Origin of the sequence: Halochromatium salexigens (genome assembly GCF_016653295.1) — a bacterium.
GTDB classification, from domain to species: Bacteria; Pseudomonadota; Gammaproteobacteria; order Chromatiales; family Chromatiaceae; genus Lamprobacter; species Lamprobacter salexigens.
Genome location: NZ_NHSF01000054.1, coordinates 158,836 through 182,854, shown reverse-complemented (window position 1 = coordinate 182,854; position 24,019 = coordinate 158,836). Strand labels below are relative to the sequence as shown.

Genomic DNA, 24,019 nt, shown 5'->3' with positions numbered 1-24,019 from the left:
ACCAATGCTTGAAGCCTATCGCCTAGGCGGCTCCTTGTATGTCCCCGTGACACACAAGGACTGCCTATCGATCGCCAACGCCCGCAAATGGCCCGAGCTGCGCTCGGTCATCTTCTGCACCGAGGACGCGGTGGCCGCCGAGGTCCTGGGCCCGGCGCTCGACAATTTGCGCCACTGCCTCGCCACGATGCGCCCGAGCAGCGAGACGTTGCGCTTCGTGCGCGTGCGCAACCCCGAGATCCTGACCTGGCTGCTCGCACTGCCCGGCGTCGACAAGCTCGACGGCTTCGTCCTGCCCAAGCTCGACATGCGCAACATAGACGCCTACATGGATCAGCTCGGCGGCAGCCGGCACCGCCGCTACCGCTGCATGCCGACGCTCGAGACCCGCGACGTCTTCGATCCCGCGCGCATGGCCGAGCTGCGCGACTACATGCTCGAGCGCGGCTATCAAGACCAGATCCTCGCGCTACGCATCGGCGGCAACGATCTGCTGGCGCTCCTCGGCATCCGGCGCCCACGCGATCGCACCCTCTATCGCACCCCACTCGGGCTGACCATCGCCAACCTGGTCACCGTCTTCAAGCCACATGGCTTTCAGCTCACCGCGCCGGTATTCGAGCACATCGACTGCCCCGAGATCCTCGCGGAAGAGCTCGGCGAAGACCTTGCCCACGGTCTCTGCGGCAAGACCGCGATCCATCCCGCTCAGCTGCCGCTGATCGATAGCCGCTTCCGCGTCTCACCCGGCGATCTCGAGGTAGCCCAGCGCATCCTCGACGAAGACCGCGCCGTGTTCAAATTCGGCGGCTCCATGTGCGAACTCGCCACCCACAGCGCCTGGGCCGAGCACATCGTCATGCGCTCGGCCATGGGGCGCTAGTTTTTCTCAAACGTCTCCACCGGATGCAGACCCAGCTTATCGCGCATCGTCTTACGCGCCAGGTCGATCGGGATGATCACTGCCGAAAACAAGAGAACCCAGATCCACTCACCAAAGCTCAGCCCCACGGTGCGCAGCACCTCGCCACCGAAGTAGGTGAAGACGATCTGCAGGGTGAAGATCAGCGCGACGACGATGATGAACAAACGGTTCTCCGTCAGATGCTCGAACAGATCGGTGTTCTCGGTGCGTGCGTTGAACTTGTTGAAGTTGTTGATGAACACGAAGAAGGCGAAGAAGCCGGTCAGGAAGGCCGCCTCGCTACTGAACAGACCACGAATGGGCGCGAAGGTCAAAAAGACGATACTCAGCACGGCGATCGCAAACCCATTGATCAGGATCGAGGACCACATATCGCCGCTGATGATGGGCGTATCGCGTGGGATCGGTTTCTCGCGCATGTAGCGATCCAGTGCGGCCTCGCCCGAGAAGGCCAGCGCGGCGAGCGTATCCATGATCAGATTGATCCACAGTAGCTGCACCATGGTCAGCGGCAGATCGAAACCGAAGAATGGACCCAAAAAGGCGACCAGGATCGCCGAGACATTGACCGTGAGCTGGAAGATCAGGAATTTCCTGATCGACTTGAACAGCGTGCGGCCATAGAGCACGGCGCGCGTCAGCGACGAGAAGTTATCGTTGAGGATGACGATATCGCCGGCCTCCTTGGCCACTTCGGTGCCACTGCCCATCGAGAAGCCGACATCGGAGCGCTTCAAGGCGCCGGCATCATTGACCCCATCGCCGGTCATCCCGCCGACCAGGCCGATCTCCTGCGCGGCCTGGACCAAGCGACTCTTGGTGTGCGGATAGGCGCGCGAGACTGCCTGCAGGCGCGGCAGCACTGCTTTTAGCTCCTCATCGGAGAGCGCCTCGATCTCCTTGGAGGTCATCGCCACCCCGGTGCCCGGATCGAGCAGACCGACATCGGTGGCGATCGCGCGCGCGGTCTCGTGGCGATCGCCAGTGACCATGACCACATGCACCCCGGCCTCGCGCGCCACGCGCACCGCATCGCGCGATTCCGGGCGCAGCTCATCGCGCAGGCCGACCACCGCCACCAGCGTCATCTGCTCGGGTAGTCCCTTGTGCTCGCCGATCGGCGCGTCCGAGACGGCCAGCGCGAGCAAGCGCATCGAACGCTCGGCCAGGGCGTTGAGGGTCGAGTCCAGCTCGGCCGGGGCCAGCGGCCGGGTTTGGCCGTCGGCATCGAGCATCTGGGTGCAGCGGGCCAGGATCAGCTCGGGCGCACCCTTGATCAGGGTGGTCGCCGGCCCGTCTTCGAGCTGCACCGCCGAGAATTTGCGCGCGGTACTGAAGGCCACCATGTCGACCACCGAGGCCGGGTCCGGCTCGCGCAACACCGGCTCGACGAAGCGCAGCAAGGCCTGCTCGGTGCGATCCGCGCCGATGATGTTGACCGCATCCGGCTGACTGACATCGATCACCGCCATGGTATTGAGCCGGATCGAAGTGCCCACCGTGGCGCGAATCGGCTCCGGCAGCGTCGCGAACTCCGACCATTGCTGACCATCACCGAGCACCACCGTCGAGACCTGCAACTGCCCGCGCGTGAGCGTGCCGGTCTTATCGGTGAACAACACATTGAGGCTGCCAGCGGCTTCGATGCCGAGCAGCTTGCGCACCAACACTCGATCCTGCAGCAGCTTGCGCATGTTGATCGACAACACAATGGCGACCATCATCGGCAGCCCCTCGGGCACGGCGACGACGATGATCACCGCCGCGAGGATGATGGCGGTGACGAAATCGCTCACCAGGGCGCCCCAATTCGCCCAATCGGCGAGGAAGGGGCCAAGGGTCGCGAGCGTCAGCCCGCGCTCCATGAACAGCTTCTGGCCCATGAAGGCGAAGGCGATGGCGATACCGCCGAACAGGCCGAACTTGCCGATCTGACCGGCGAGCACCGACAATTTCGCCTGCAGCGGGGTCTCGCGCGCTTCGCTGCTCATCTCTTGGGCCAGGCGCCCGTAGAAGCTCTTGTCGCCGACGGCGGCCAGCTCGACGATGGCCTCCCCATCCTCGATCACCGAGCCGCGGAAGACCCAGTGCGGGTCATGCAGATCCGCCACCTCGGCGGCGGCCTCGCGGCTTGGCACCGCGTTCTTGTTCACCGGCTCGGACTCGCCGGTCATCGAGGCCTGATCGACCGTCAGCTCGCCGGAGAGCACGATGCCATCGGCGGGCACCTTGTCGCCCGGCTGCAACAGCACCTTATCGCCGACGACCAGCTCATCGATCGGGATCTCCAGGCTCGAGCCATCCCGGAACACCTTGACCTGGATCTGCGAGGCGTCGGTCAGCAACCGCTGAAAGGCGCCCTCGTTCTTGTACTCCGACCAGGTCGCCACGCCGGTGGCGATGACCACCGCGATGGCGATGCCCACGCCCTCGTACCATTCGGCATAGCCGAACAGCGCCAGTGCGGTGATCATCACCAGCGCGACCATCAGCACGATGATGGTCGGGTCCTCGAAATTGCCCTTGAGTTTGTCCCAAAAGCCTTCGCTTTCCTGCGGCGTGAGGGCATTGCTGCCCCACTGCGCGCGTGAGGCCTTGACCTCGTCGGTGGTCAAGCCCGGATAGGTGTTTTTCATGACCGCTGTCTTCCTGTTCTGTAAACGCTGGGTATCACGGGGTGTAGGGGGAACGCTGCTCGCGCAGATCCGCGAGGCACAGCGCGAGTGACTGCCGCCAATCCGGCAGGGCCAGCCCAAAGGTGTTGCGGAAATGCCCGGTATCGAGCACCGAATAGGCCGGGCGCGGCGCCGGTGCCGGGTATTCGCTGGTCGGGATCGGTGTCAGCCGGCACTGACTGCCGGTGGCCTCGCGAATCGCCTCGGCGAAACCGAACCAGGAGGTCGCCCCGCCCCCGGTGACATGATAGAGCCCTTTGATCTGCTCGATATCGAGGCTGCCATGGAAAATGCGATAGGTGATCTGGGCGCTCACCTCGGCCAGCATGCGGCTCCAGGTCGGGGTGCCGATCTGGTCATCGACGATGCGCAACTCGGTGCGCTCGCGAAACAGATTCAGCATGGTCAGCAGAAAATTACGGCCGCGCACGCCATACACCCAAGCGGTGCGCAATACCAAGGCCGGCGCGCCGGAGTCCAGCAGCGCCTGCTCGCCGGCGAGCTTGGTGCGGCCGTAGACACTCCTGGGCTCGGCCGGGTCCTCCTCGCGATAGGGGTGATCGGTGACGCCGGAGAAGACGAAATCGGTCGAATAATGGATCACTGGGATGCGCGGCGCGGTGCAGAGTTCCGCCATCAGTGCCAGCGCATCGCCGTTGATGGCCTGCGCTAGTTCGGGCTCGGTCTCGGCCCTGTCGACAGCCGTGTAGGCGGCGGCATTGACCACGGCATCCGGCGCGGTCTCGTGGAACAGCCGGCGCAGCGATGCCGAATCGGTCAGATCCACCGCTGGCCCGTCCGCGCCATCGAACGAGGCGGCAATGACCTGACCGACTGGCGCGAGGGTCCGGCGCAGCTCCCAGCCGACTTGTCCGTCGGAGCCAATGAGCAGGATGCGGGGGGTATCGGTCATGGCTTAAAACGGAATATCGTCATCGAAATCGGTGTCCGAGCCGGTCGGGGCTCGACTGCCGGGGGTTTGACCGGCGGGGGCTTGATGGTCGAAGCTCGGGCTGGCGGCGGGCGCATCCTCGCCGCGCTCAGGGGCCGACGCACTGGATGCCGCAGCAGGCGCCGCAGCGCGACCGTAGCCGGATTCGCCACCACCGCCACCACGCCCATCGAGCATCTGCATCGAGCCGTTGATATCCACCACGATTTCCGTGGTGTAGCGGTCCTGGCCGTCCTGCCCTTGCCATTTGCGCGTGCGCAGCTTGCCCTCGATATAGACCTTGGAGCCCTTGCGCAGATACTGCCCGGCGATCTCGGCGAGTTTGCCGAAGAGGGCAACCCGGTGCCATTCGGTGCGCTCCTGCGACTCGCCGGTCGTCTTGTCGCGCCAGCTCTCGCTGGTTGCGATGCGTAGGTTAGCGACCGCGCTGCCACTGGGCATGTAGCGCACCTCGGGGTCCACGCCCAGGTTGCCGATCAGGATCACCTTATTGACGCCGCCACCTGCCATCGCATTCACTCCAAAAGGGTCGAGCTACCGAGTCATCAATCGAATCATCAATGGTGCACAAAGGCGCGCCGGCTTGTCCACCGCGCCAGTTTGTCCACCGCGCTACCGCGCTCCAGCAACACGTGCGTCTGTCTATCGCCTGTCTCCGCCTGCACGCGCGCCGCACTGTGCTAGCATCCGGTGGCACGATAACACCCGGAGCGCGACGTGAAGCAGTGCGTTTATTATGGACTCCTTGTTTGCGCCAGTCTGCTCATCGGCGGCTGCGCCTCCCAGTCCCCTCGGCAAAGCAGCGATACCAGCATCGGAGCCACCGGACCGGAGATCCAGCTGCCAGGCCCCGGGATCGAGGAAGCGCGGCTGCTAGCGATGGGCATGGCGCGCAGTAAGGGTTGGCGGATCATCGAGGCTGACGAGCACCGCTTCCTGCTCGAGCGCAGCCTGCCGCCGGACTCACCCCAGGCCCACCTGCTCAACCCCGAGGGCCATCCCAGCACACCCAAGCTGCAAGTCGAGACCCGGCTGAGCGAGCGTGGCCGCGATGTGCTCGTCGGCTTAAGCGTTTACGTGGTGGTCAACCCCGGCACCGAGACCGAACGCCGCATCGACTACACCAGCGACTACGAAGACGCCCTGCTGATCTCGCTGAACGCCCTCGCCAACGCCTGGCTCGAGAATCGCTCCCGTATCGCCTCCGAGATCCCGCTGCCGCCCGATCCCGATGCCGTGGTCATCGCCGAGGCTAGCACTAATGGGCTGCCCGAGAGCCCCACCGAGCCCATACAGGATACGCCCATCAGCGCCGGAGCCAGCGCCGAAACCAGAGAAACCGGCGCCCCTACGCGCACTGATGCACCAGCTGCCGCACCAGCCTCCTCGGTGACACTCGAGCAGCCCGCCTTGCGACGTCCGGCCGGCCGGATTCGAGACGAGTTCGCGGCCGCCGAGACCAGCGAGCCCAACGAGATGCTGGTGCTCGACAACCCCTCCCCGCGCGGACTCTGGACCTTCTATGCCGAGGCCTCAGCCCGGGAGCGCGGCTGTGAGCCCGATGAGCGTGGCGCCGTGATGCTCCGGGCGACGCCGGCTTTCGAATTCTACGAGATCCAATGCACCAACGGCGGCAGACTGATGCTCAGCTGTCAGGGCGGCGTCTGCCGGGCGCGCCCCTAACCCGGCCTCTAAGGCCCAAGCATCGCTCCTAGCTCCGCCTCCGCCCCCCCGTTCCAGCCACAAGACCCTCGGCATGAAAGCGCTCAGCCCCCTGTTCCTGGCCCTCCTGCTCATCGCTCTCAGTGCGACAACGGTCGCGAGCGCCGGCCCCAGCGTCCTGATCGGCAACTCCACCGTGGCCCGCGTCAAGGCGCTCGCCCTTGACACCGCCCTCGCGCGCGGCTGGACGCTCATCGAGAGCACGGCTGAGCGGATCATCTTCGAGACCCCGCTGGAACAACCCGCCAGCGCCGGTCCGCCCGGAGCCGTGCCCCCAGAGACCACCCACTTGCGCATCCGCACCGACCTCGAGCAGCTGGCCGCCGGAACCCGCGTCTCGATCCAGGCCGAAGAACGCTGGTGGCGCGGCAGCGTGCGTGAATGGCGCGCCGACGTCACCCGCCTCTACCACGACAACCTGCAAGACGCCCTGCGCTCGCTGCAGCAACGCTGGCAACGCTACCTTCAGACCAGTCCAACCTTTCCGGAAGCTGCTGTCATCGAACCGGGCTTCAGCGAGACCCCGGTCGGCCTCTGGGCCTACTATGCCGAGCGCTACGCCAGAGCCGCTGGCTGCATGCTCGACGATCAGGGCGCGACCCTGGTCAACAGCAACCGCCGCGAAGAACTCCATCGCGTCTTCTGCACCAACCAGGCCCCCGTCATGGTGCGCTGCAACAATCAGGGTTGTCGCCGGTCGCGTTGAAACACACCAACGAGTCATCGCCGCCTGTGGAGACAAACCGGACAGCCTGAATCCCGTCAACCAATGATGCGGTTGCGTCCTGCCTCCTTGGCCCGATAGAGGTTGCGATCCGCGGCTTCGAGCAGCGTATCGATGGTGCCGCCGCTGTATTCCGCCACACCACCGCTGATAGTAACCTGAAGCCCAGGGCACGACCAATCCAAGTCACTGATCTCGTTGCGGATGCGCTCGGCAATCTCAAGCGCGGCCTTGGCTGTTGCGGATGGCAAAAGCACCAAAAATTCCTCTCCCCCGTACCGTCCGCAAATATCCATGGTTCGCACGCACCGCCGTAAGACCTCGGCCGCCCTGACAAGCACGGTGTCGCCAACGGCGTGGCCGAAGGTGTCGTTGATCGACTTGAATTCGTCCAAGTCGAATAGGACCACCGAGAGGCTATGCCCTTCACGATCGCATCGGCTCATCTCCTGGTGGAGCTGATCAAACAGGTAGCGCCGGTTGTAGCTCTGCGTCAGGGCATCGGTGTTCGCCGCCTGATGCAGGCGCTGCTGGATGGTTTTTAGCTCGGAGATATCCACCAGCGAGACCAGGCGGTGCCGCGTGCCAGACAGACTGATCTGAATAACCGAGACCACGGCCCAATGCGATTGACCCGCTTGATCTCGCATCTGCATCTCGCGTTGCCCCTCATCCTCGCTCGGCAAGCCATCCTCCTCTAACCGCTTCCAGGTCTCACTACCGAGTTGACCGCTGGCGTCCTTTCTTAAGTCTAGGTAGCGGATGGCCGCCAGATTGGCACGCACAATCAAGGTCTTTGATTGATCGACCAGCAACATCGGGAAGGGCGCGACGTCCAGTAGGCTGCGCAGATTCGTCTCGCTTTCCCTGAGGCGACGGAGCAACCAGCCAGCCGACAACCAACCCATTCCGATGAGCAAAAGAACCGCACATCCCGTCCAAAACAGCTTGATGCGGACATCGCTGATCAATGCGCGAAGCGACTCGGTATTGGCATAAAAGGTAGCAATACCAATCAGCAGATGTTTGCGCGGATGATAGAGCGGCTCCTCGGTCACGAAGCAGGAGTCGGGGCATGTCGCCTCCCCGCGGGCGAGTCTCAACTGTTCGGTCGTCAGGTGCGTGGCATGCGGATCAAACTCGAGCACCACCCGATCAGTGAGAGGCGTGTCCGTGCCCTGCTCCTTGAGCAAAAGGATTCCGTCAAGACGGGTATCCAGGGCGGTGCTCAAGCGCTCCGGTGGCAGATCGATCGCAAACAGCGATTCAAGGCTCCGCGCTTGGGCCTGGGCAAGCGCACGGGCCCGGCTCTCAGCATCGGCGTGCAGGCTCGGCTCTAGCACGAACAGCCAATAACCGGTAATTAAACCCGTCAACAGCAAGCCAAGTAAGGCAAAGATCGCCGCCAGATTGCGCTCGAAGATAAAGGACGGGCGATCTTCGGAAAATCGGTGCTCACTCGGCATGATGCGCGACCCTCAGGAAAAAGGCCTTGAAGCGCACACCGGCACGGCGTGCTTGCGCCAGATTGATCGCCGGCAATATCCGATCGGTGACATGGATGCCCGCCACCGCGCCCGCTTGGACGTGGCCCGCGAAGGGTGAAAAAACCAACACCCCATGAACAACCGAGAGTTGCCGAAGGGATTCCGGCTCGATCTCGACGCTAGCAATGAAAATTCCACTCAGCGCCGGGCCACGGTAGGTCTGGAGGTCATCCAGTGGCAGCACCTTGACGTCCAGAGGCATGCCCTGAACCTGATTGATCTCCTCCAGGGTGCTCACAACCTGTTTGACCGCATCATTCGATCCCTGATGGGCGACGACGACGAGCAGCTGCCCATCGGCGGATTGGCGCTGCTGTAATCCCTCTAAAGCACCTAGCACAGCGGGGAAGATCCGGAGCCCAACCCGGAGACGCTGCTGATCTTCCGGCCAGAGGACGCGCGCCAGACCCTCAGAACCGTAACCCGAGAGCGCGATACAAGCGAGAGCGACAATCAGGAGCCGGCAGCAACCAACAACAGGGCCCGACATGGTCAAAACGCGTAGCCGATGGACAGCCACCAACGGCGTCCCGGACGCGGATAGTCCTTTCGATAGACCAAGTCGACACCACCAAGACCAGAAGGCTGCTCCGGAAAACGGACATCGGCATCGGTCAGATTCTTCACCCCGATGTGTGCAAAGAGGCCACGGTCAGAGGTGGCATAGCTCAGGGTCAGGTCGGCCAGGGTGTAGGCATCCACGGGTGAGCGCGTATCCGAGGGCCGACGCGCCCGTTCCCCCACATAACGCAGTTGCAGTGCAGCGGTCCAGGCATGGATTGGCTGCCACAAGAGGGCGAGATTGCCAAGCAGATCCGTCCCGCCGGGCAGCGGCTGCTGATCCAGTCCTAAATCAACGCTCTCCACATAAGACAGATTGGCATCCAGCTTCAGCGCAGGCAATAGCCGTTGTGTGTATTCGACTTCGATGCCACGCAAGCGCACATCAGCGCTATTGATGTAGCCCTCCTCATCGTATCCGAACACAATCGAATCCGAGAGATCGGACTGGAACAGGATCAGTCGACCCTCCCAGCGCGGCTTTTTCAGGATGTAGCCGAATTCATAGGTCGCGATTTCGCCGGCACGCACCTCATCCGTCCCTTCCCCGGGATAAGTCAGCTCGTAGAAGGTCGGCGGACGAAACGCACGCGCGTATTGCAGTTTGAGGATGTGTTCGTCATTGATCGGCCAGACCGCCGCCAACCGCGGGCTCAGGTGCATACCGACATCGCTGTACTCGTCGAAACGCAAGGCTGCCGTCAGGTTGAGACGCTCACCGATGCGGATTTGATCCTGCACAACCACACTCAGGACGCGGCGACTGAGATCCTCATCCAACCAGGGAACATCGATCGCAAAGGCCTCTGGCCAATCCCAGGTTGCCTCGTCGACCTGCACATGACGCGCCTCGAGTCCAACGAAGAGTTCATGGCGCGGATGTGGTTGCCAGTGCAAGTCGGCCGCCGCGAGGTAGCGCGTCTCGCGGTAATCCTGACTCATGTAGACCGGCTGGTTCTCGAGTAAGTAGCCCGCTGGAGCCACATAGAGCTCATTGCGGTCACGGTTGTGGCGCAAGGCTTCCAAGCGCAGCTGGGTGCGGAGCCGTTCGCCGAGCTGAAGGTTGCCGCCGAGTTGCAACGATTCATAACCCTGGCGAGAGCTGAGCCGGTCACCCTCTGGCGGCAGGAAGTGGTTGATCCCAAAGGCGTCGCCATAGTCGTCGTCGAGAATCTTCACCGCCGCGAAGACGTCGCCCCAAGTGACATCGGCGAACAACCCTCGATAACGATGCGACTCGTTACTTGTTCCCGGCGCGTTAGAGAGTTCGGGCCGATCGATCCCATAGAGCGCATCCTCGGCGACATCGACGCCGGCATCACCGTCTAGGCCAAGCACATTGAAGGACACGGAGAGATCGCGCTCGCGATCGTGCCAATACCACTGGCCGCCGCCACCACGGTCGCCGCTCCCCTCCATGGCTTGCACATGGAGTTTGCGTTGCGACTTGCGGGTGATGACATCGACAACACCGGCGAATGCATACTCGCCATGCACCGACGCACCCGGACCGCGAATCACCTCGATGCGCTCGACCTGCTCGATCGGGATGTTCAGCACCGGATTCGCGGTCGCATACAGGGTCGAGTTCATCGACACACCATCAAGCAGGATCTTGATGTTGCCCGAGGCGTACCCGAAACCGACACCGCGGCTGAGGATCTGCCGCTCACCACTCATCTCCATGCCATCGCTGATGCCCGGCACCAGCGTCAAGGCCTCGCCGACATTGCGCACGCCGCGCACCAGCAGATCCTCGCCCGAGAGGATCGTGGCCATGCCAGGCACATAGTCGGCATTCATGCCGCTGCGCGTGGCCAGCTCGGTCTCCTGCTCCAGCAGCGACAATAAATCCTGAAGCGGAGCCTGATCCGCATCCGTCGCCGCGTCGTCACTCTGCGGATTGGCATACACCAACGCGACCTGGAAAGGAGACAAGAGGCAGAGAGCCAAGACGGATAAGCAAACAGGGTTGGTCGTCATGTAGCGAACACCTTCGAGGTGGCGCCTTTGAGCCAAGGCTTATCCTGTTTTCGAAGTGGCGGAGAGGGTGGGATTCGAACCCACGGACGGGATTAACCGTCGCCGGTTTTCAAGACCGGTGCATTCAACCGCTCTGCCACCTCTCCTGGGAAGATTGCCGAGCGTGCGAGATCGTGCAATCCGCATAGGATACCCCAACAGCGGACCATCGTGCGATAGATGACGCCGGCTCGATACGCCAGCCCCCTCGGCACGAGGACCAAGAGGCCGACCGCGACCACTTGTTTCCGCCAGCAAAGACCGCAAGACATGGGCAAATATCGGCATCCCAAGGATGCAAGCATACCCCCGTTGTCGGTATGCTTACGCCCCAACGCATCGCGTTAGAAACCTTAGGGCCCACCGACCGGTCGAAGGATCACGATGCGATCACTCAAACCATCAAGCCTGACAAAGTATTCGATCCAGACGGAGACATCACCACTATGGCCAATCCCAACTCCTTCCTGTCAAAACAGCAAGAGGTTCCAGCAGCACGCGGTGGCTCGGTGCTCGAGACCAACAAGGTGCTCAAAAACACCTACCTGCTGCTCGCCGCGACCCTCGGCTTCAGCGCCTTCACCGCCATGATCTCGATGGCGCTGGCCATGCCGTCCTGGGTCTACATGGTGTCGGTTATCGGCGCCATGCTGCTTGGCATGTTCGTGCTGCCGCGTGCCGCCCAATCGGCCAAAGGCGTCGGCGTCATCTTCCTGATCACCGGCCTGCTCGGCTTCGGCCTCGGCTCGATCCTGAGCATGTACCTAGCGCTGCCAAACGGCCCAAGCATCGTCGCCACCGCCTTCGGCGGCACCGCGGTGATCTTCCTTGGACTCTCAGGCTACGCGCTAACCAGCAAGCGTGACTTCAGCTTCCTCGGCGGCTTCCTGTTCGCCGGCATGATGGTCGCGGTCGTCGCGATGGTCGCCAACATCTTTCTCAACATGCCGGCCCTTGCGTTGGCTCTCTCGGCGGCCATCATTCTGCTGATGAGCGGCTTCATCCTTTTCGACACCAGCCGCATCAAGAGCGGTGCCGAGACCAACTACATCATGGCGACCTACGGCATCTACCTCGCCATCTTCAACATCTTCATCAGCCTGCTCCAGATCCTCGGCATCATGGGCGATGAATAATCAATAGTAGCAACTTGGCTAACACGACCCCGGCTCCGGCCGGGGTTTTTGTTGACAAGACGCTTACTCACGGAGGCCCCATGGACCTGTTCCTCAAGATCGCCGCCGCCGGCGTCCTCATCATGCTGCTATTCTTCCTCTGGCCAGCCTTCAAGGCCTGGCAGGAGAACGGCCCCAAGGCCGAAAAAGGCGACTGGCAAGCCGCGATCCTGCCGCTCGCCGCTGTCGTCGGTCTCGTCATCGTGCTGATCATGTTGGTCCGTTAAGTGCCAACTTGAAGTCGGCGCACCCGTGACATGAGCCCGCAGATGCACTGGCGATCAGGCTATTTAGAGTCCCAGTCGGAATACCCGTCGGCGACAAGGCCAGAGGTGTCGGTATCGGGTGGCGCCCGTCGGGGGCGTCGATCGCCCGGAGGGCGATCGTTGAGCCTCCAAGGATGGATTCACGGAGCCCCCCGGCGGGCGCTACCCGATGCCGGCACGAGCGACGCGACCTGCACCAGCCGTATCAGGCACCAGGACCAGGCACCGAGAACCCAAGTCCTCAGCAGCCAATCACCTCCGACGAGCCTTCGCAAAGGCATCCGCCATCGTCCCACTCGCCCCGGCCGACTCCTCGCGCCCCGGCGTCTGCTTCACGCCTGAGCGACCGCCACCTCCAGCTCCAGCGCGCCGACCAGCCGCACCCGCACCCGGCGGCTGACCACTGACCGAGCGCCCGACAGCAGCACCGTCACTGGCCCCCGCTTCAGCAGCACGCCCCCTCCCAGCACCGCCCTCACCCTCGGGCACATAATCCAACCGCATGCTCAGCGACACCCGCTTGCGCGGCAGATCCACCTCCAGCACCTTGACCTTCACCAACTGCCCGGTGCTGACCACCTCATAAGGATCGCGCACGAAGCGATCCGCCAAGCGCGAGATATGCACCAGCCCATCCTGATGTACACCGACATCGACGAACGCGCCGAAGTTGGTCACATTGGTCACCGTGCCCTCCAGCACCATCCCCGGGCGTAGATCCGACAGCGTCTCGACGCCCTCCATGAAGCGCGCCGCCTTGAACTCCGGGCGCGGATCACGCCCCGGTTTCTCCAACTCGGCGATGATGTCGCGCACCGTCGGCGCGCCGAAACGCTCATCGGCGAAGCGTGCCGGCTGCAATCTGCTCAAGGCCGTCCGATCGCCGATCAAGGCCCGGATATCCCGCCCGACCTCCTTGAGCATCCGCCGCACCAGCGGATAGGCCTCCGGATGCACCGCCGAGCCATCCAGCGGCTCGTCGCCGTCGTTGATGCGCAAGAAGCCCGCGCACTGCTGAAAGGTCTTCTCGCCCAGGCGCGGCACCTTCTTCAACTGCGCGCGATTGCGAAAGGCGCCCTGCTCCTCGCGAAAGCGCACGACGTTCTCGGCGAGCGTTTGCGTCAGGCCCGAGACCTGCGCCAGCAGCGGCGCCGAGGCCGTGTTCAGGTCGACGCCCACCGCGTTCACGCAGTCCTCGACCACCGCATCGAGGCTGCGCGCCAGCCCGCTCTGATTCACATCATGCTGATACTGGCCCACGCCGATCGCCTTTGGCTCGATCTTCACCAACTCGGCCAGCGGATCCTGCAGCCGGCGCGCGATCGACACCGCCCCGCGCAGCGACACATCCAGCTCCGGCAGCTCGCGCGAGGCGTACTCCGAGGCCGAATAGACCGAGGCGCCGGCCTCGCTGACCACCAGCGACTGCAAGTCCAGCTCCGGATGGCGGCGGATCAGCTCGCGCGCCAGCTTATCGGTCTCGCGCGAGGCGGTGCCGTTGCCGATGCTGATCAGCTTAGCCCCATGGGTCGCGGCCAGCTTGGCCAGCGCCGCGATCGACGCATCCCATTGGTTCTTCGGCGCATGCGGATAGAGGGTGTCGGTGTCGACCACGCGCCCGGTCGCATCCACCACCGCGACCTTGATCCCGGTGCGCAGCCCCGGATCGAGCCCGATGGTCGGCAGCCGCCCGGCCGGCGCGGCCAGCAGCAGCGCCTTCAGGTTCTTGGCGAAGACCCGGATCGCCTCGGCCTCCGCCGCCTCCAGCAGCCGATGCTTGAGATCAAGATCAAGGCGCGCCATCAACTTGATGCGCCAGGTCTTGCGCACCGTCTCGATCAGCCAGGCATCGCCCGGCTGGCCTTGATCGCGGATGCCGAAGCGCTGTGCGATGCGACCCCGAAAGGCCAGGTCCGGGTCCTCGCCCTCACCCGCCAACAGCTCCAACGCCAGGATGCCCTGATTGCGACCGCGGAACAGCGCCAGCGCCCGATGCGAGGGCACCTTGGCGATCGGCTCGGCGTAGTCGAAATAATCGGAGAACTTGGCACCCTCGGCCTCCTTGCCGGCGATCACCCGCGACACCAGGATACCGACCTCCCACAGCCGCTCGCGCAGTTGTCCAGCCAGCTCGGCGTCCTCGGCGAAGCGCTCCATCAGGATCTGACGCGCCCCCTCCAGTGCCGCCGCACCATCGGCCACGCCTTTGCCGGCATCGACATAGGCCGCCGCGTGCGACTCCGGTGCCTGCGCCCGGTCGGCGAGCAGTGCATCCGCCAGCGGCTCGAGTCCGACCTCACGCGCGATCTGCGCCTTGGTGCGGCGCTTCGGCTTGAACGGCAGATAGAGATCCTCGAGTCGCTGCTTGCTCTCGGCGGCCTCGATCTCGGCGCGCAACGCCTCGCTCAGCTTGCCCTGCTCGTCGATACTGGTCAGCACCGTGGCGCGGCGCTCTTCGAGTTCACGCAGATAACCCAGACGCTGGGCCAGATGCCGCAGCTGGGTATCGTCGAGCCCGCCGGTGGCCTCCTTGCGATAACGCGCGATGAACGGCACCGTGGCGCCCTCGTCGAGCAGGTCGACAGCCGCCTGCACCTGTCGTGGATGACAGTCTAGCTCTTGCGAAATGATAGGGATGATCGCGCCCATGACGCTGTGTCAGGTCTCCGGTGATGCCAACAAGGCGCGTATTGTAGACAAAAGCCCGCCTCGAGCTGCGCGTGTCGCAGGCTGGGCGTGGCGCCGAGCCAGGCGCGCGCGGAGGGATTCAGGCGCAGCGCCAGCAGCGACGCGATCCACGCGCTCGTACCGACGGCCCGCCACGCGAGTCCGAGCTGGGCCGCCGCCAACGCCGAGCCAACCAGCGCCGCATGCTCGAAGCCACCCAGGCAGCGCAATGCCTGATAGGGGTCCGCGCGCTCCAGGGTCTCGGCATGGCGCTCGTGGATGAGCGCGGCGTCCGGGTCTGGGTGCTCGACCAGGCCGCCGTCCAGCAGATGACGCCAGGCCCGATTGGTGCTCTGCGCGCCCGCCCCTGCCTCGCCGTGCGCCAGGATCAACGCGACCCCCTCGAGCTTGGCCCGCTCGATCGCCTGACGTCCGACACTCAGCGCCCGATCGAGCTGATGGCCATCCATCGCCGGCCCCAAGCGGCTGTCGCGCGTGCCCGGCCCCAGCGCGAAGCATTGCGCCTGGGGATCGACCCGGGCCGCATCATGACGCCCGAGATCGAGCCTGGCTTCGGTCACTGAGGTGGCGAGAGCGCAGTCTCGCGGCGCGCGATCGCCGGTTCGGCGATCCGCCCGAGCGGCGAGACCATGATCGGCTACCATGGCGAGCAGGCGAACCGGCAGCGCGCCAGCCTGTCCAGCGCCGTTCCCAGCCCCATGGCCAGCACCCTCCCCAACACCATACTGAACCGGCGCTGCGGGAACCGATAGCCATTGCGGCCAGGCGGAATGAATCCTCATACTATCGCCGTTCACCCGAATCGCCCGCCGTCTGTCTCACCATGAACCCACAACGCTGCATCCTGATCACCGGCTGTTCGAGCGGCATCGGCCACCACTGTGCCCACGCCCTGGCCAAGCGCGGCTGGACGGTGATTGCCTCGGCGCGCCATCAGGCCGACGTCGAGCGCCTGCGGGCCGAGGGCTTGCTGGCCGTGCGCCTGGATCTGGATGACCCCGAGAGCATCGCCACCGGGCTCGAGGCGGCCCTGGCACTGACCGATCAACGCTTGGATGCCCTGTTCAACAACGGCGCCTACGGGCTGCCCGGGGCGGTCGAGGATCTGACGCGCGAGGCGCTGCGCGCCCAGTTCGAGACCAACCTGTTCGGCGGCCACGACCTGACCCGGCGGGTGATCCCGATCATGCGCGCCCAGGGCCAGGGGCGCATCGTGCACAACAGCTCGGTGCTCGGCTTCGTCGCGCTGCCCTTTCGCGGCGCCTATGTCGCGAGCAAGTTCGCGCTCGAAGGCCTCAGCGACTGCCTGCGCCTGGAGCTGCGCGGTAGCGGTATCACGGTGTCCCTGATCGAGCCGGGGCCAATCCTGAGCCGCTTTCGCGAGAACGCCTTCGACGCCTATCAGCGCCAGATCGACCCGAGCCACAGCCCGCACCGCGAGACCTATCGCAAGATGGAGGAGCGTTTGCGCAAGGTCGGTGCGGCACAACCCTTCACGCTGTCGCCCGAGGCGGTGCTGCGCCGGCTCGTGCATGCATTGGAGAGCCCCCGCCCACGCGCGCGCTACGCCGTCACCTTGCCAACCCATGTGCTCGCTGTGCTGCGCCGCTTGTTGCCGAGCCGGGCCATGGACTGGGTCCTACGCCGGGCCTCGCGCGGTGGTCGCGGCTAGGCGGTCTCCTCGCTCGGCGCGCCCGCCGGCGCAAAGGGCGAGCGCAGCGCGACCGGCTGCGCCTCGGTTTGCGCGAAGTAGCGCGCGAGGAAGGTGTCGAAATCACACTCGTCATGGGCCTCGATCCGCGCCTGCCGCGCGCGTGATTCCGCCACCAGCCGCTCGAACGACGCTGCGCGCGCCGGATCGAGTTCGAGCTGGCGAAAGCCCTCCCAATGCTGCTGCGTGAGCCGGCGCGCGCATTGCGCAAAGCCCTCGCCGCGCGCGCGCATCTCGGCCAGTATGCGCGCCGAGGGGGTCGCCTCGGGTTCGGCCATCTTCAACTGCTGCGCGCGCAGCGCAGCCTTGTACGCACCGTCGCCGCCTGCGTCCATCAGCTCGGCGAGCGGCGCCATCGCCGCCAGCACCTGCTCACCCCAGTCGCGTAACGCAATCGGACCCGCCGAGCACTCCAGCAGCAGACCCGGCTCGCGCCCGCGGTGCGCGGCGAGCACCTCGTTGCTGTCGATCCAGCGGCGCTCGCGCGGGGAGATCGTCGGGCTCGGCAGCAACAAGCAATACAGCATGAACAGCGACAGGAAGTGCATCTGCTCGAGTCCGATCCCGAGCGGCTCGAACGGATTGACATCCACCGAGCGCAGCTCGACGTAGCGAATCCCGCGCCGGCGCAGCGCTAGCGTCGGGAATTCCATCCAGTCGGTGAGCTGCTTCGGGCGCACGGTGCTGTAGTACTCGTTCTCGATCTGCAGCACATGGTCGTTCAACTGCTCCCAGCGACCGTTGACCTTGGTGCCGATCGACTCATAGTGCGGGCAGGGTGTGCGAATCGCCCAGGTCAGACTGCGGGTGTAGGCATCGAGGCTGTCGTAGTTGGCCTTGAGGCCGGTGCCCTCCTCCTGGCGATTCTGGTAGCCGATATCGCCCATCCGCAGCGAGGTCGCATAGGGATAATAGAAGGTGTTGGCATCGAACGTGTCCAGGTCGGTGGTCGCGTCCTGCACGAAGCTCTTGCAGACCGCCGGCGAGGCGCCGAACAGATAGGGCACCATCCAACCCAGGCGCTGCAGGTTGCGCACCATGCCCATGTAGCCGGTGTTGCGGACCCCGGACAGGCCGTCCTGGCTGCCGCCCACCTCGGCCTGGAACGGACCCCAAAAGGCCTCCGGCAGCGAGAAATTGAAATGCACGCCGGCGATGATCTGCATCACCCGGCCGTAGCGATTGCCAAGCCCGCGTCGATAGACGGTCTTCATCTCGGCGGCATTCGAGCGGCCATAGCGCGCGAGCGGGATGTCGGCCCCACCACCGAGCACGCAGGGCATGCTCGCCGCCCACAGGCGCTCGTCACCGATGTGCTGAGAGACGAACAGATGCAGATCGCGCAGGAAATCGAGCACCGCCTGCGGTTGCGACAGCGCCGGGGTGACCAGCTCGACCAAGGCCTCGGAGAAGTCGGTGGTGATATGCGGATGGGTCAAGGCCGAGCCCAGCGCCGCTGGATGCGGGGTCGGCGCCACGCGCCCCTGCGGGGTCACGCGCAGGGTTTCTTTCTCGAGCCCGATCAGCGCGTTGGCAAGCAAGGCGCGGACCGTCGGATCGGCGACGATGCGCAGGCGCCGCGCCGGAAGCGCGGCGAACGACATGGATTCGGACATGGGCAGCGGTCTCAGTCGCTCATGGCCGCGCGTGGCCGCTCGCCGGCATCCTGCAGAACGATCATGTCGGCCAGGATGCGAGCCGCCTCCCGGGTCAGGATGCGATCGATGACCTCCTGCTGTTTCTCCAACGCCTCCTCGTCGACATGATCGGCGTCTTCATCGACGGGCTCGATGCCACGCGCGCGCAGGAACGCCGCCTTGCGCTCTTTCAGCACTTGGTCACGGCGGTTGGACTCGGCACGTCGCTCGCGCTCGCTCAGCGAGACCTGATCTTGGGCCTCGATCTCGCTTAGGACGCGGGCCTGCTCGAGGAGCATCCGAAAACCATCATCATTGACGATGCGTTGCGCCGAGCGACGCTTGAGCGCCGCGAGATCAAGCTCGGCCTTGACCTCGAACTCGGCCGGGCGGATACGCCCCCAAGGCAGTGCATTGTCGAGTGAGCGCTCACCATGCTCGATACCCTGTAGGCCCAATTCGAAGTTGATATCGGGCTCAACCCCCTTCAGCTGCGTGCTGGCTCCGCTGATGCGGAAGAACTCAGCCATGGTCAGGCGCAGACGCCCAAGCTGCGTATCATCGCCCGGTACGTAGCGATCAAGGTCGATCAGCGTCTGCACCGTCCCCTTACCGAAGGTAGGCTCGCCGATGATGATGCCGCGACCATAGTCCTGGATGGCTCCGGCAAAGATCTCGGACGCCGAGGCGCTGTTGCGATCGACCAGCACGGCGAGCGGGCCGGTGTAGAAGATCGCCGGGTCCGGGTCCACCTCGACCTCGATCTTGCCGAACGAGTCCTTGACCTGCACCACCGGCCCCTCCTCGATGAACAGGCCGGTCAACTCCAGCGCCTCGGTCAGCGAGCCGCCACCATTGCCGCGCAGATCGATGATGAGTCCATCGATCTCATCGGCTTTCAGTTCCTTGATCAAGGCACGCACATCGCGGGTGGTGCTGCGAAAATCCCGTTGACCCGAGGACTCGGCGCGGAAATCCCGGTAGAAGGCCGGCACCTCGATCACACCGATACGCAGCGCGGTTGCATTCTCCGGACTCTCGATAATGAACCGCTGCGCCGCCTGATCCTCGAGTTTGATCTCGTTGCGCACCAACGAGACCTCGCGCATGCGCCCGCCAACCGTCTCGGACTTCGGCAAGGTCTGCAGCCGCACCACCGAGCCCTTGGGACCGCGGATCTTGTCGACGACATCCTGTAACCGCCAACCGACCACGTCCACCATCTCGCCCTCGAGCCCCTGGCCAACGCCGACGATCCGATCGCCGGTCTGGATCTGACCCGATTGACGCGCGGGACCGCCGGGAATGGTGCGCTGGATCACCGTGTACTCGTTCTCGGCGCGCAGCACCGCGCCAATACCCTCCAGCGAGAGGCGCATGCTGATATCGAAATTCTCCGAGGTGCTCGGCGACATATAGCTGGTATGCGGCTCGAGCGTGCGCGTGTAGGCGTTGACGAAGGCCTGATAGACGTCATCGGCGGTGAACTGATGGATCCGCCGCGTGATGCCAGTGTAGCGCTCGCGCAGTTGCTCGCGGATCGCCTCGTCGCTCTTGTCGGCAAGCTTCAGCAGCAAGTAGTCGTTCTTCACCCGCTTGCGCCAGATGTCGTTGAGTTCAGCCTCGTTCGCGGCCCAATCCGCTTCGTCGCGCTTGAATAGATAACGTTCATCGCGCTCGAAATCGAACGGTTGCTGCAACAACGACAAGGCATAATCGACGCGTGAATCGACCCGCATCCGGTAGACACGGAAGATATCGAAAGCGGTATCGATCTTGCCCTTAGCCAGGTCGCTGTCAAGGCGCGCGGCTGAACGTTGGAAGCGTTCCACATCACGCTCCAGGAAGAACAGCCGGCCCGAGTCGAGATCGGTGAAGTAGTTGTTGATGACCTCGCCGGCGAAAGCATCGCTGAGCGCGAAGTCGCGATAGTGAAAGCGCTCGAGCACCTTGTTGATCACCACCATGGTGCGTGCCTGGCGTTCATCGGGGAACAGCTCGGCAAGCCCGACCTCTTGGGTCTTGGCCAACGCGCCAAAGGCGATGAGCGCACTCAGCAGCGCGACCGAGAGACGGCCGAGCGCCATGGCTCGAGGCCGGCGGGCGTGCTGGGGTGCCTGGCTCCGAACCGCGATCGGGGCAGCCGAGTGGAAGCGTCGTTTACTCATGATCTAGCGCTTGTGGATTCAATGATCTGATAATAAAAAGAGAGTAGCGGCACCAGGTGTCGAGATCAATCAAGCCAGTGCGCCAGCAATGCTTAGTCAAGCCCTCTCGTCCTCGGGTTCAAACGCAGCCGAGTCGGGCAACGGGTGCGGCTCGAGCCAAATCAGACTCGCCATGCGCCCGCTCACCCCATCGCGCCGATAGGAAAAGAAGCGCTCCGGCTCGGCAAAGGTGCAATGCTCCCCCCCGCCTATCCAGCACACGCCAAGCTCGGCCAGGCGCTGGCGCGCGAGCAGTCCGAGATCGGCCAACCAGCGCCCCTGGCCGGTGCGACGAAAGGCAGTGGTCGCCTCGGTGCGCGCCGCGCAAAAGGTATCGCGCACCTCGTCGCCGACCTCGAAATGCTCGGGGCCGATCGCCGGTCCCAGCCAGGTCAGCAACTGCTCGCCCGGGCGCTGCATGCGCCGCACCGTGGCTTCGAGGACACCGGCCGCCAAGCCGCGCCAGCCGGCATGGGCCGCCGCGACCACACTGCCGGCCTCATCACAGAGCAGCACAGGGAGACAGTCGGCGGTCATCACCGCACAGACCGAACCGGGAGCGAACGCGACCGAGGCATCGGCGACGCACTCCGCACCCGGTGCGCGGGGCAAGGCGCTGACCGTGCAGCCATGCACCTGTTGCAGCCAATCGGGCTCCACCGGCAGCCCTGCCTGCGTGCGCAACAGTGCACGGTTGCGTTGCACCGCCAGCGGATCATCGCCGACATGATCGCCGAGATTGAGACTCGCGTAAGGCCCGGTACTCAGGCCACCCTCACGTGTCGTGCTAAGCGCGCGCACCGTCGAGGGCGCCGGCCAATCAGGTCTCAGTAGCCGCATCCTCGGTCTCCTGTTGCAAAAGGACACAGAGCGCGGCCAGATCGGCGGCCATCGGCACTTGCCAGTGCAGGGGCTCGGCGCTGGCCGGGTGGATCAGCCCCAGCCCGATGGCATGCAAGGCCTGGCGCGGGAAGCCACGCAGCGCCGCGGCCAGCTCGGGACGAGCGGCGGCGACACAACGCGCGCCCGCTCCGTAGAGCGGATCACCCACCAACGGATGGCGCAGATGGGCCATGTGGACGCGAATCTGATGCGTACGCCCGGTCTGCAGCTGCACACCGAGCAGGCTATGGGCGCGATAACGCGCCAACACCTGGTAGTCGCTCACCGCCGGCCGGCCACCGGCGACCACGGCCATGGCCGTGCGCCGCGTCGGATGCCGCCCAATCGGCGCATCGACGCGACCACTGGCCTTGGGCTGCCCAACCACCAAGGCCCGGTAATCGCGTTTGACGCTGCGCGCCTTGAGCTGTGCGACCAGCGAGCGATGCGCCAGCAGACTGCGCGCGACCACCATCAACCCCGTGGTGTCCTTGTCCAGGCGATGGACGATGCCGCAGCGCGGCAGCTCAGCGAGGCGCGGGTCATAATGTAAGAGCGCGTTCTGTAATGTGCCGTCCGGATGCCCGGCAGCCGGATGTACGACCAGCCCCGCCGGTTTATCGATCACCAACAGATGGGCATCCTCGAACACGACGCGCAACGGAATCGGCTGCGGCAGACAGGCGCCGAAGGACTCGATCAAGGGCCGCACCAGCACCTGCTCGGCCCCGCGCACGCGGTCCTTCGGCCGTGGCTGATACCCGTCGAGCGACACCCGTCCCTGCTCGATCCAGGTCCGCAGTCGGCTGCGCGAGAATGCCGGCAGCAGCTCGGCGAGCACCTGATCGAGGCGGCGCCCGGCGTGCTCGGGCCGCAGATGCAAGCTCTGGGGCTCGGATTCCCCGAGCCTGGCCTGCTCGCACTCTGGTTCGCGTTGGGCGATATCGGCGATGTCTGGGGGCACTTCTGTGACTGTCACGTCGATTCAGTATACTGACAAGCCATCTCTTCGCCCTATGAACAACCGCAGCGACGCCGCATTCTCCATGATCCGAATCCTAGTGACGACCCTCATCGCTGTTGCCCTCTTGAGCGGCTGCGGCATCTTCGGTAAGGAGTTCGACGAGACCGAGGGCTGGTCGGCAAACGAACTCTACAGCAAGGCCGCGCGCGAACTCGATTCCGCCAATTACAAACGCGCCATCGAACTCTACAAGAAATTGGAAGCGCGCTATCCGTTTGGTCGTTTCGCGATGCAGGGCCAGCTCGATATCGCCTACGCCTATTACAAGGCCGAGGAGCCCGAGCAGGCGCTTGCCGCCGCCGACCGCTTCATCAAGCTCTATCCGCAAAACCCTTACGTCGACTACGCCTACTATCTCAAGGGCATCGTCAACTACAATCGCAGCATTGGCTTCCTCGACCGCTTCTTCCCACTCGACACCTCGCAGCGCGATCCCGGCTCGGCGATGGATGCCTTCAACGACTTCTCGGAGCTTGTGCGTCTCTATCCCAACAGCAAGTATGCCGCCGATGCCCGGCAGCGCATGTTACATCTGCGTAACATGCTGGCCAAAGGTGAACTGCACGTCGGGCGTTACTACATGGAGCGGGGCGCTTACCTCGCCGCCGTGGCCCGCGGCCAGTATGTGGTCGAGCGTTTCCAGCGCACCGGCGCCGTCGAGGATGCCCTAGAGCTGATGATCGAAGGCTACCAGCGGCTGGGCGAGGATCAACTCGCCACTGATGCGCGCCGGGTCTTGGTGATGAACCGCGAGGCGGGGCGCTTCCTCGACGATACGCCGGACCCAAGCGAAGTCAGCCTGGCGAGACGCGTCTGGGATTATCTCGGCCTGGATCGAAACTGAGGGACGGGAACGGAAACCGAGCGGCCGGGCTCAGATCGCGGCCTCGTCCTCCTCGCCGGTGCGGATGCGCACCACCCGATCGACTGGGCCGACGAAGATCTTGCCATCGCCGATCTTGCCGGTGCGAGCCGCCTTGGTGATGGCCTCGACGCAGGTATCGAGCTGGTCGTCGGCGACTACCAGCTCCACCTTGACCTTGGGTAGGAAATCGACCACGTACTCAGCACCGCGATAGAGTTCGGTATGCCCCTTCTGACGGCCGAAGCCCTTGACTTCGATGGCTGTCATGCCGGTGATCCCAGCTTGCGACAACGCCTCGCGGACGTCGTCGAGCTTAAAGGGTTTGATGATGGCTTCGACCTTCTTCATTGCGATTCTCCGTTCAACCTCTCGGGCTGGTAATCGGGTGAGTATAAGAGTCTGCCCGGGGATTGGCCATAGCCAGCGGCTGACCAAC

Annotated in this window: 20 protein-coding genes and 1 tRNA gene; 7 read left to right on the top strand and 14 right to left on the bottom strand. The window is 64.4% G+C overall.

Annotated elements, in window-relative coordinates; all coding sequences use genetic code 11:
* The first annotated feature begins 4 nt into the window (after nt 1-4).
* Nucleotides 5-883, top strand: coding sequence for an HpcH/HpaI aldolase/citrate lyase family protein (locus CCR82_RS09035; RefSeq protein ID WP_201245225.1), 879 nt, complete (start codon nt 5-7; stop codon nt 881-883).
* Here CCR82_RS09035 and CCR82_RS09030 read toward each other — a convergent pair.
* Genes CCR82_RS09030 through CCR82_RS09020 form a run of 3 tightly spaced genes read right to left on the bottom strand, consistent with a single transcriptional unit; the run spans nt 880 to nt 5,062 of the window.
* Nucleotides 880-3,561: a calcium-translocating P-type ATPase, PMCA-type gene (locus tag CCR82_RS09030; protein WP_201245223.1), complete on the bottom strand. Its 2,682-nt coding sequence runs from the start codon at nt 3,559-3,561 to the stop codon at nt 880-882. The genes CCR82_RS09035 and CCR82_RS09030 overlap by 4 nt on opposite strands.
* Before the next feature lie 34 nt (nt 3,562-3,595).
* A complete protein-coding gene (gene rfbD / locus CCR82_RS09025) occupies nt 3,596-4,513 on the bottom strand; it encodes a dTDP-4-dehydrorhamnose reductase (RefSeq protein WP_201245221.1) in 918 nt (305 codons plus the stop codon).
* A gap of 3 nt (nt 4,514-4,516) precedes the next feature.
* On the bottom strand, nt 4,517-5,062 hold the full coding sequence (locus CCR82_RS09020; RefSeq protein ID WP_201245220.1) for a single-stranded DNA-binding protein: 546 nt from the start codon (nt 5,060-5,062) through the stop codon (nt 4,517-4,519).
* A 207-nt stretch (nt 5,063-5,269) separates the two neighbouring features.
* Here CCR82_RS09020 and CCR82_RS09015 point away from each other — a divergent pair, with 207 nt between their 5' ends.
* Nucleotides 5,270-6,235, top strand: a complete 966-nt coding sequence (locus tag CCR82_RS09015) for a hypothetical protein (RefSeq protein WP_201245219.1) — start codon at nt 5,270-5,272, stop codon at nt 6,233-6,235.
* 73 nt (nt 6,236-6,308) lie between these two features.
* On the top strand, nt 6,309-6,980 hold the full coding sequence (locus CCR82_RS09010) for a hypothetical protein (RefSeq protein WP_201245218.1): 672 nt from the start codon (nt 6,309-6,311) through the stop codon (nt 6,978-6,980).
* Nucleotides 6,981-7,036: 56 nt separating this feature from the next.
* Here CCR82_RS09010 and CCR82_RS09005 read toward each other — a convergent pair whose 3' ends face one another.
* From CCR82_RS09005 to CCR82_RS08990, 4 genes are all read right to left on the bottom strand, one after another.
* On the bottom strand, nt 7,037-8,464 hold the full coding sequence (locus tag CCR82_RS09005) for a sensor domain-containing diguanylate cyclase (protein WP_201245217.1): 1,428 nt from the start codon (nt 8,462-8,464) through the stop codon (nt 7,037-7,039).
* A complete protein-coding gene (locus CCR82_RS09000) occupies nt 8,454-8,885 on the bottom strand; it encodes a YfiR family protein (protein WP_242513354.1) in 432 nt (143 codons plus the stop codon). The genes CCR82_RS09005 and CCR82_RS09000 overlap by 11 nt, the downstream gene beginning before the upstream one ends.
* 152 nt (nt 8,886-9,037) lie before the next feature.
* Nucleotides 9,038-11,044 (bottom strand): TonB-dependent receptor plug domain-containing protein, encoded by a 2,007-nt coding sequence (locus CCR82_RS08995; RefSeq protein WP_276570554.1) that lies wholly within the window; start codon nt 11,042-11,044, stop codon nt 9,038-9,040.
* A 101-nt stretch (nt 11,045-11,145) separates the two neighbouring features.
* Nucleotides 11,146-11,235 (bottom strand) — tRNA-Ser (locus CCR82_RS08990).
* A gap of 339 nt (nt 11,236-11,574) precedes the next feature.
* On the opposite strand from CCR82_RS08990, the gene CCR82_RS08985 reads away from it, so the two are divergent.
* Both CCR82_RS08985 and CCR82_RS08980 read left to right on the top strand, forming a co-directional pair.
* Nucleotides 11,575-12,264 carry a Bax inhibitor-1/YccA family protein gene (locus CCR82_RS08985; protein ID WP_201245215.1) on the top strand — a complete coding sequence of 230 codons (690 nt, stop codon included), beginning with the start codon at nt 11,575-11,577 and terminating at the stop codon, nt 12,262-12,264.
* 80 nt (nt 12,265-12,344) lie between these two features.
* Nucleotides 12,345-12,530, top strand: coding sequence for a hypothetical protein (locus tag CCR82_RS08980; RefSeq protein WP_201245214.1), 186 nt, complete (start codon nt 12,345-12,347; stop codon nt 12,528-12,530).
* A 291-nt stretch (nt 12,531-12,821) separates the two neighbouring features.
* On the opposite strand, the gene CCR82_RS08975 is transcribed toward CCR82_RS08980, so the two are convergent.
* Together CCR82_RS08975 and CCR82_RS08970 are read right to left on the bottom strand one after the other, a co-directional pair.
* A complete protein-coding gene (locus CCR82_RS08975) occupies nt 12,822-15,218 on the bottom strand; it encodes a Tex family protein (protein WP_201245212.1) in 2,397 nt (798 codons plus the stop codon).
* Nucleotides 15,182-16,039, bottom strand: a complete 858-nt coding sequence (locus CCR82_RS08970) for a nicotinate-nucleotide--dimethylbenzimidazole phosphoribosyltransferase (RefSeq protein WP_201245211.1) — start codon at nt 16,037-16,039, stop codon at nt 15,182-15,184. The genes CCR82_RS08975 and CCR82_RS08970 overlap by 37 nt, the downstream gene beginning before the upstream one ends.
* 41 nt (nt 16,040-16,080) lie before the next feature.
* Here CCR82_RS08970 and CCR82_RS08965 point away from each other — a divergent pair, with 41 nt between their 5' ends.
* On the top strand, nt 16,081-16,929 hold the full coding sequence (locus tag CCR82_RS08965) for an SDR family oxidoreductase (protein ID WP_201245210.1): 849 nt from the start codon (nt 16,081-16,083) through the stop codon (nt 16,927-16,929).
* On the opposite strand, the gene gshA is transcribed toward CCR82_RS08965, so the two are convergent.
* The 4 genes from gshA to rluD form a co-directional block, all read right to left on the bottom strand.
* On the bottom strand, nt 16,926-18,584 hold the full coding sequence (gshA, locus tag CCR82_RS08960; protein WP_201245209.1) for a glutamate--cysteine ligase: 1,659 nt from the start codon (nt 18,582-18,584) through the stop codon (nt 16,926-16,928). The genes CCR82_RS08965 and gshA overlap by 4 nt on opposite strands.
* 11 nt (nt 18,585-18,595) lie before the next feature.
* Entirely contained in the window at nt 18,596-20,692 is a 2,097-nt protein-coding gene (locus tag CCR82_RS08955) for a carboxy terminal-processing peptidase (RefSeq protein WP_201245288.1), read from the bottom strand.
* A gap of 177 nt (nt 20,693-20,869) precedes the next feature.
* Nucleotides 20,870-21,652: a peptidoglycan editing factor PgeF gene (gene pgeF / locus CCR82_RS08950; protein WP_201245208.1), complete on the bottom strand. Its 783-nt coding sequence runs from the start codon at nt 21,650-21,652 to the stop codon at nt 20,870-20,872.
* Nucleotides 21,633-22,577, bottom strand: a complete 945-nt coding sequence (gene rluD, locus CCR82_RS08945) for a 23S rRNA pseudouridine(1911/1915/1917) synthase RluD (RefSeq protein WP_201245286.1) — start codon at nt 22,575-22,577, stop codon at nt 21,633-21,635. Before rluD ends, pgeF begins: the two co-directional genes overlap by 20 nt.
* Nucleotides 22,578-22,740: 163 nt before the next feature.
* On the opposite strand from rluD, the gene bamD reads away from it, so the two are divergent.
* On the top strand, nt 22,741-23,562 hold the full coding sequence (bamD, locus tag CCR82_RS08940) for an outer membrane protein assembly factor BamD (RefSeq protein ID WP_201245207.1): 822 nt from the start codon (nt 22,741-22,743) through the stop codon (nt 23,560-23,562).
* 30 nt (nt 23,563-23,592) lie between these two features.
* On the opposite strand, the gene CCR82_RS08935 is transcribed toward bamD, so the two are convergent.
* Nucleotides 23,593-23,931, bottom strand: coding sequence for a P-II family nitrogen regulator (locus CCR82_RS08935; RefSeq protein WP_201245205.1), 339 nt, complete (start codon nt 23,929-23,931; stop codon nt 23,593-23,595).
* Nucleotides 23,932-24,019: the final 88 nt, after the last annotated feature.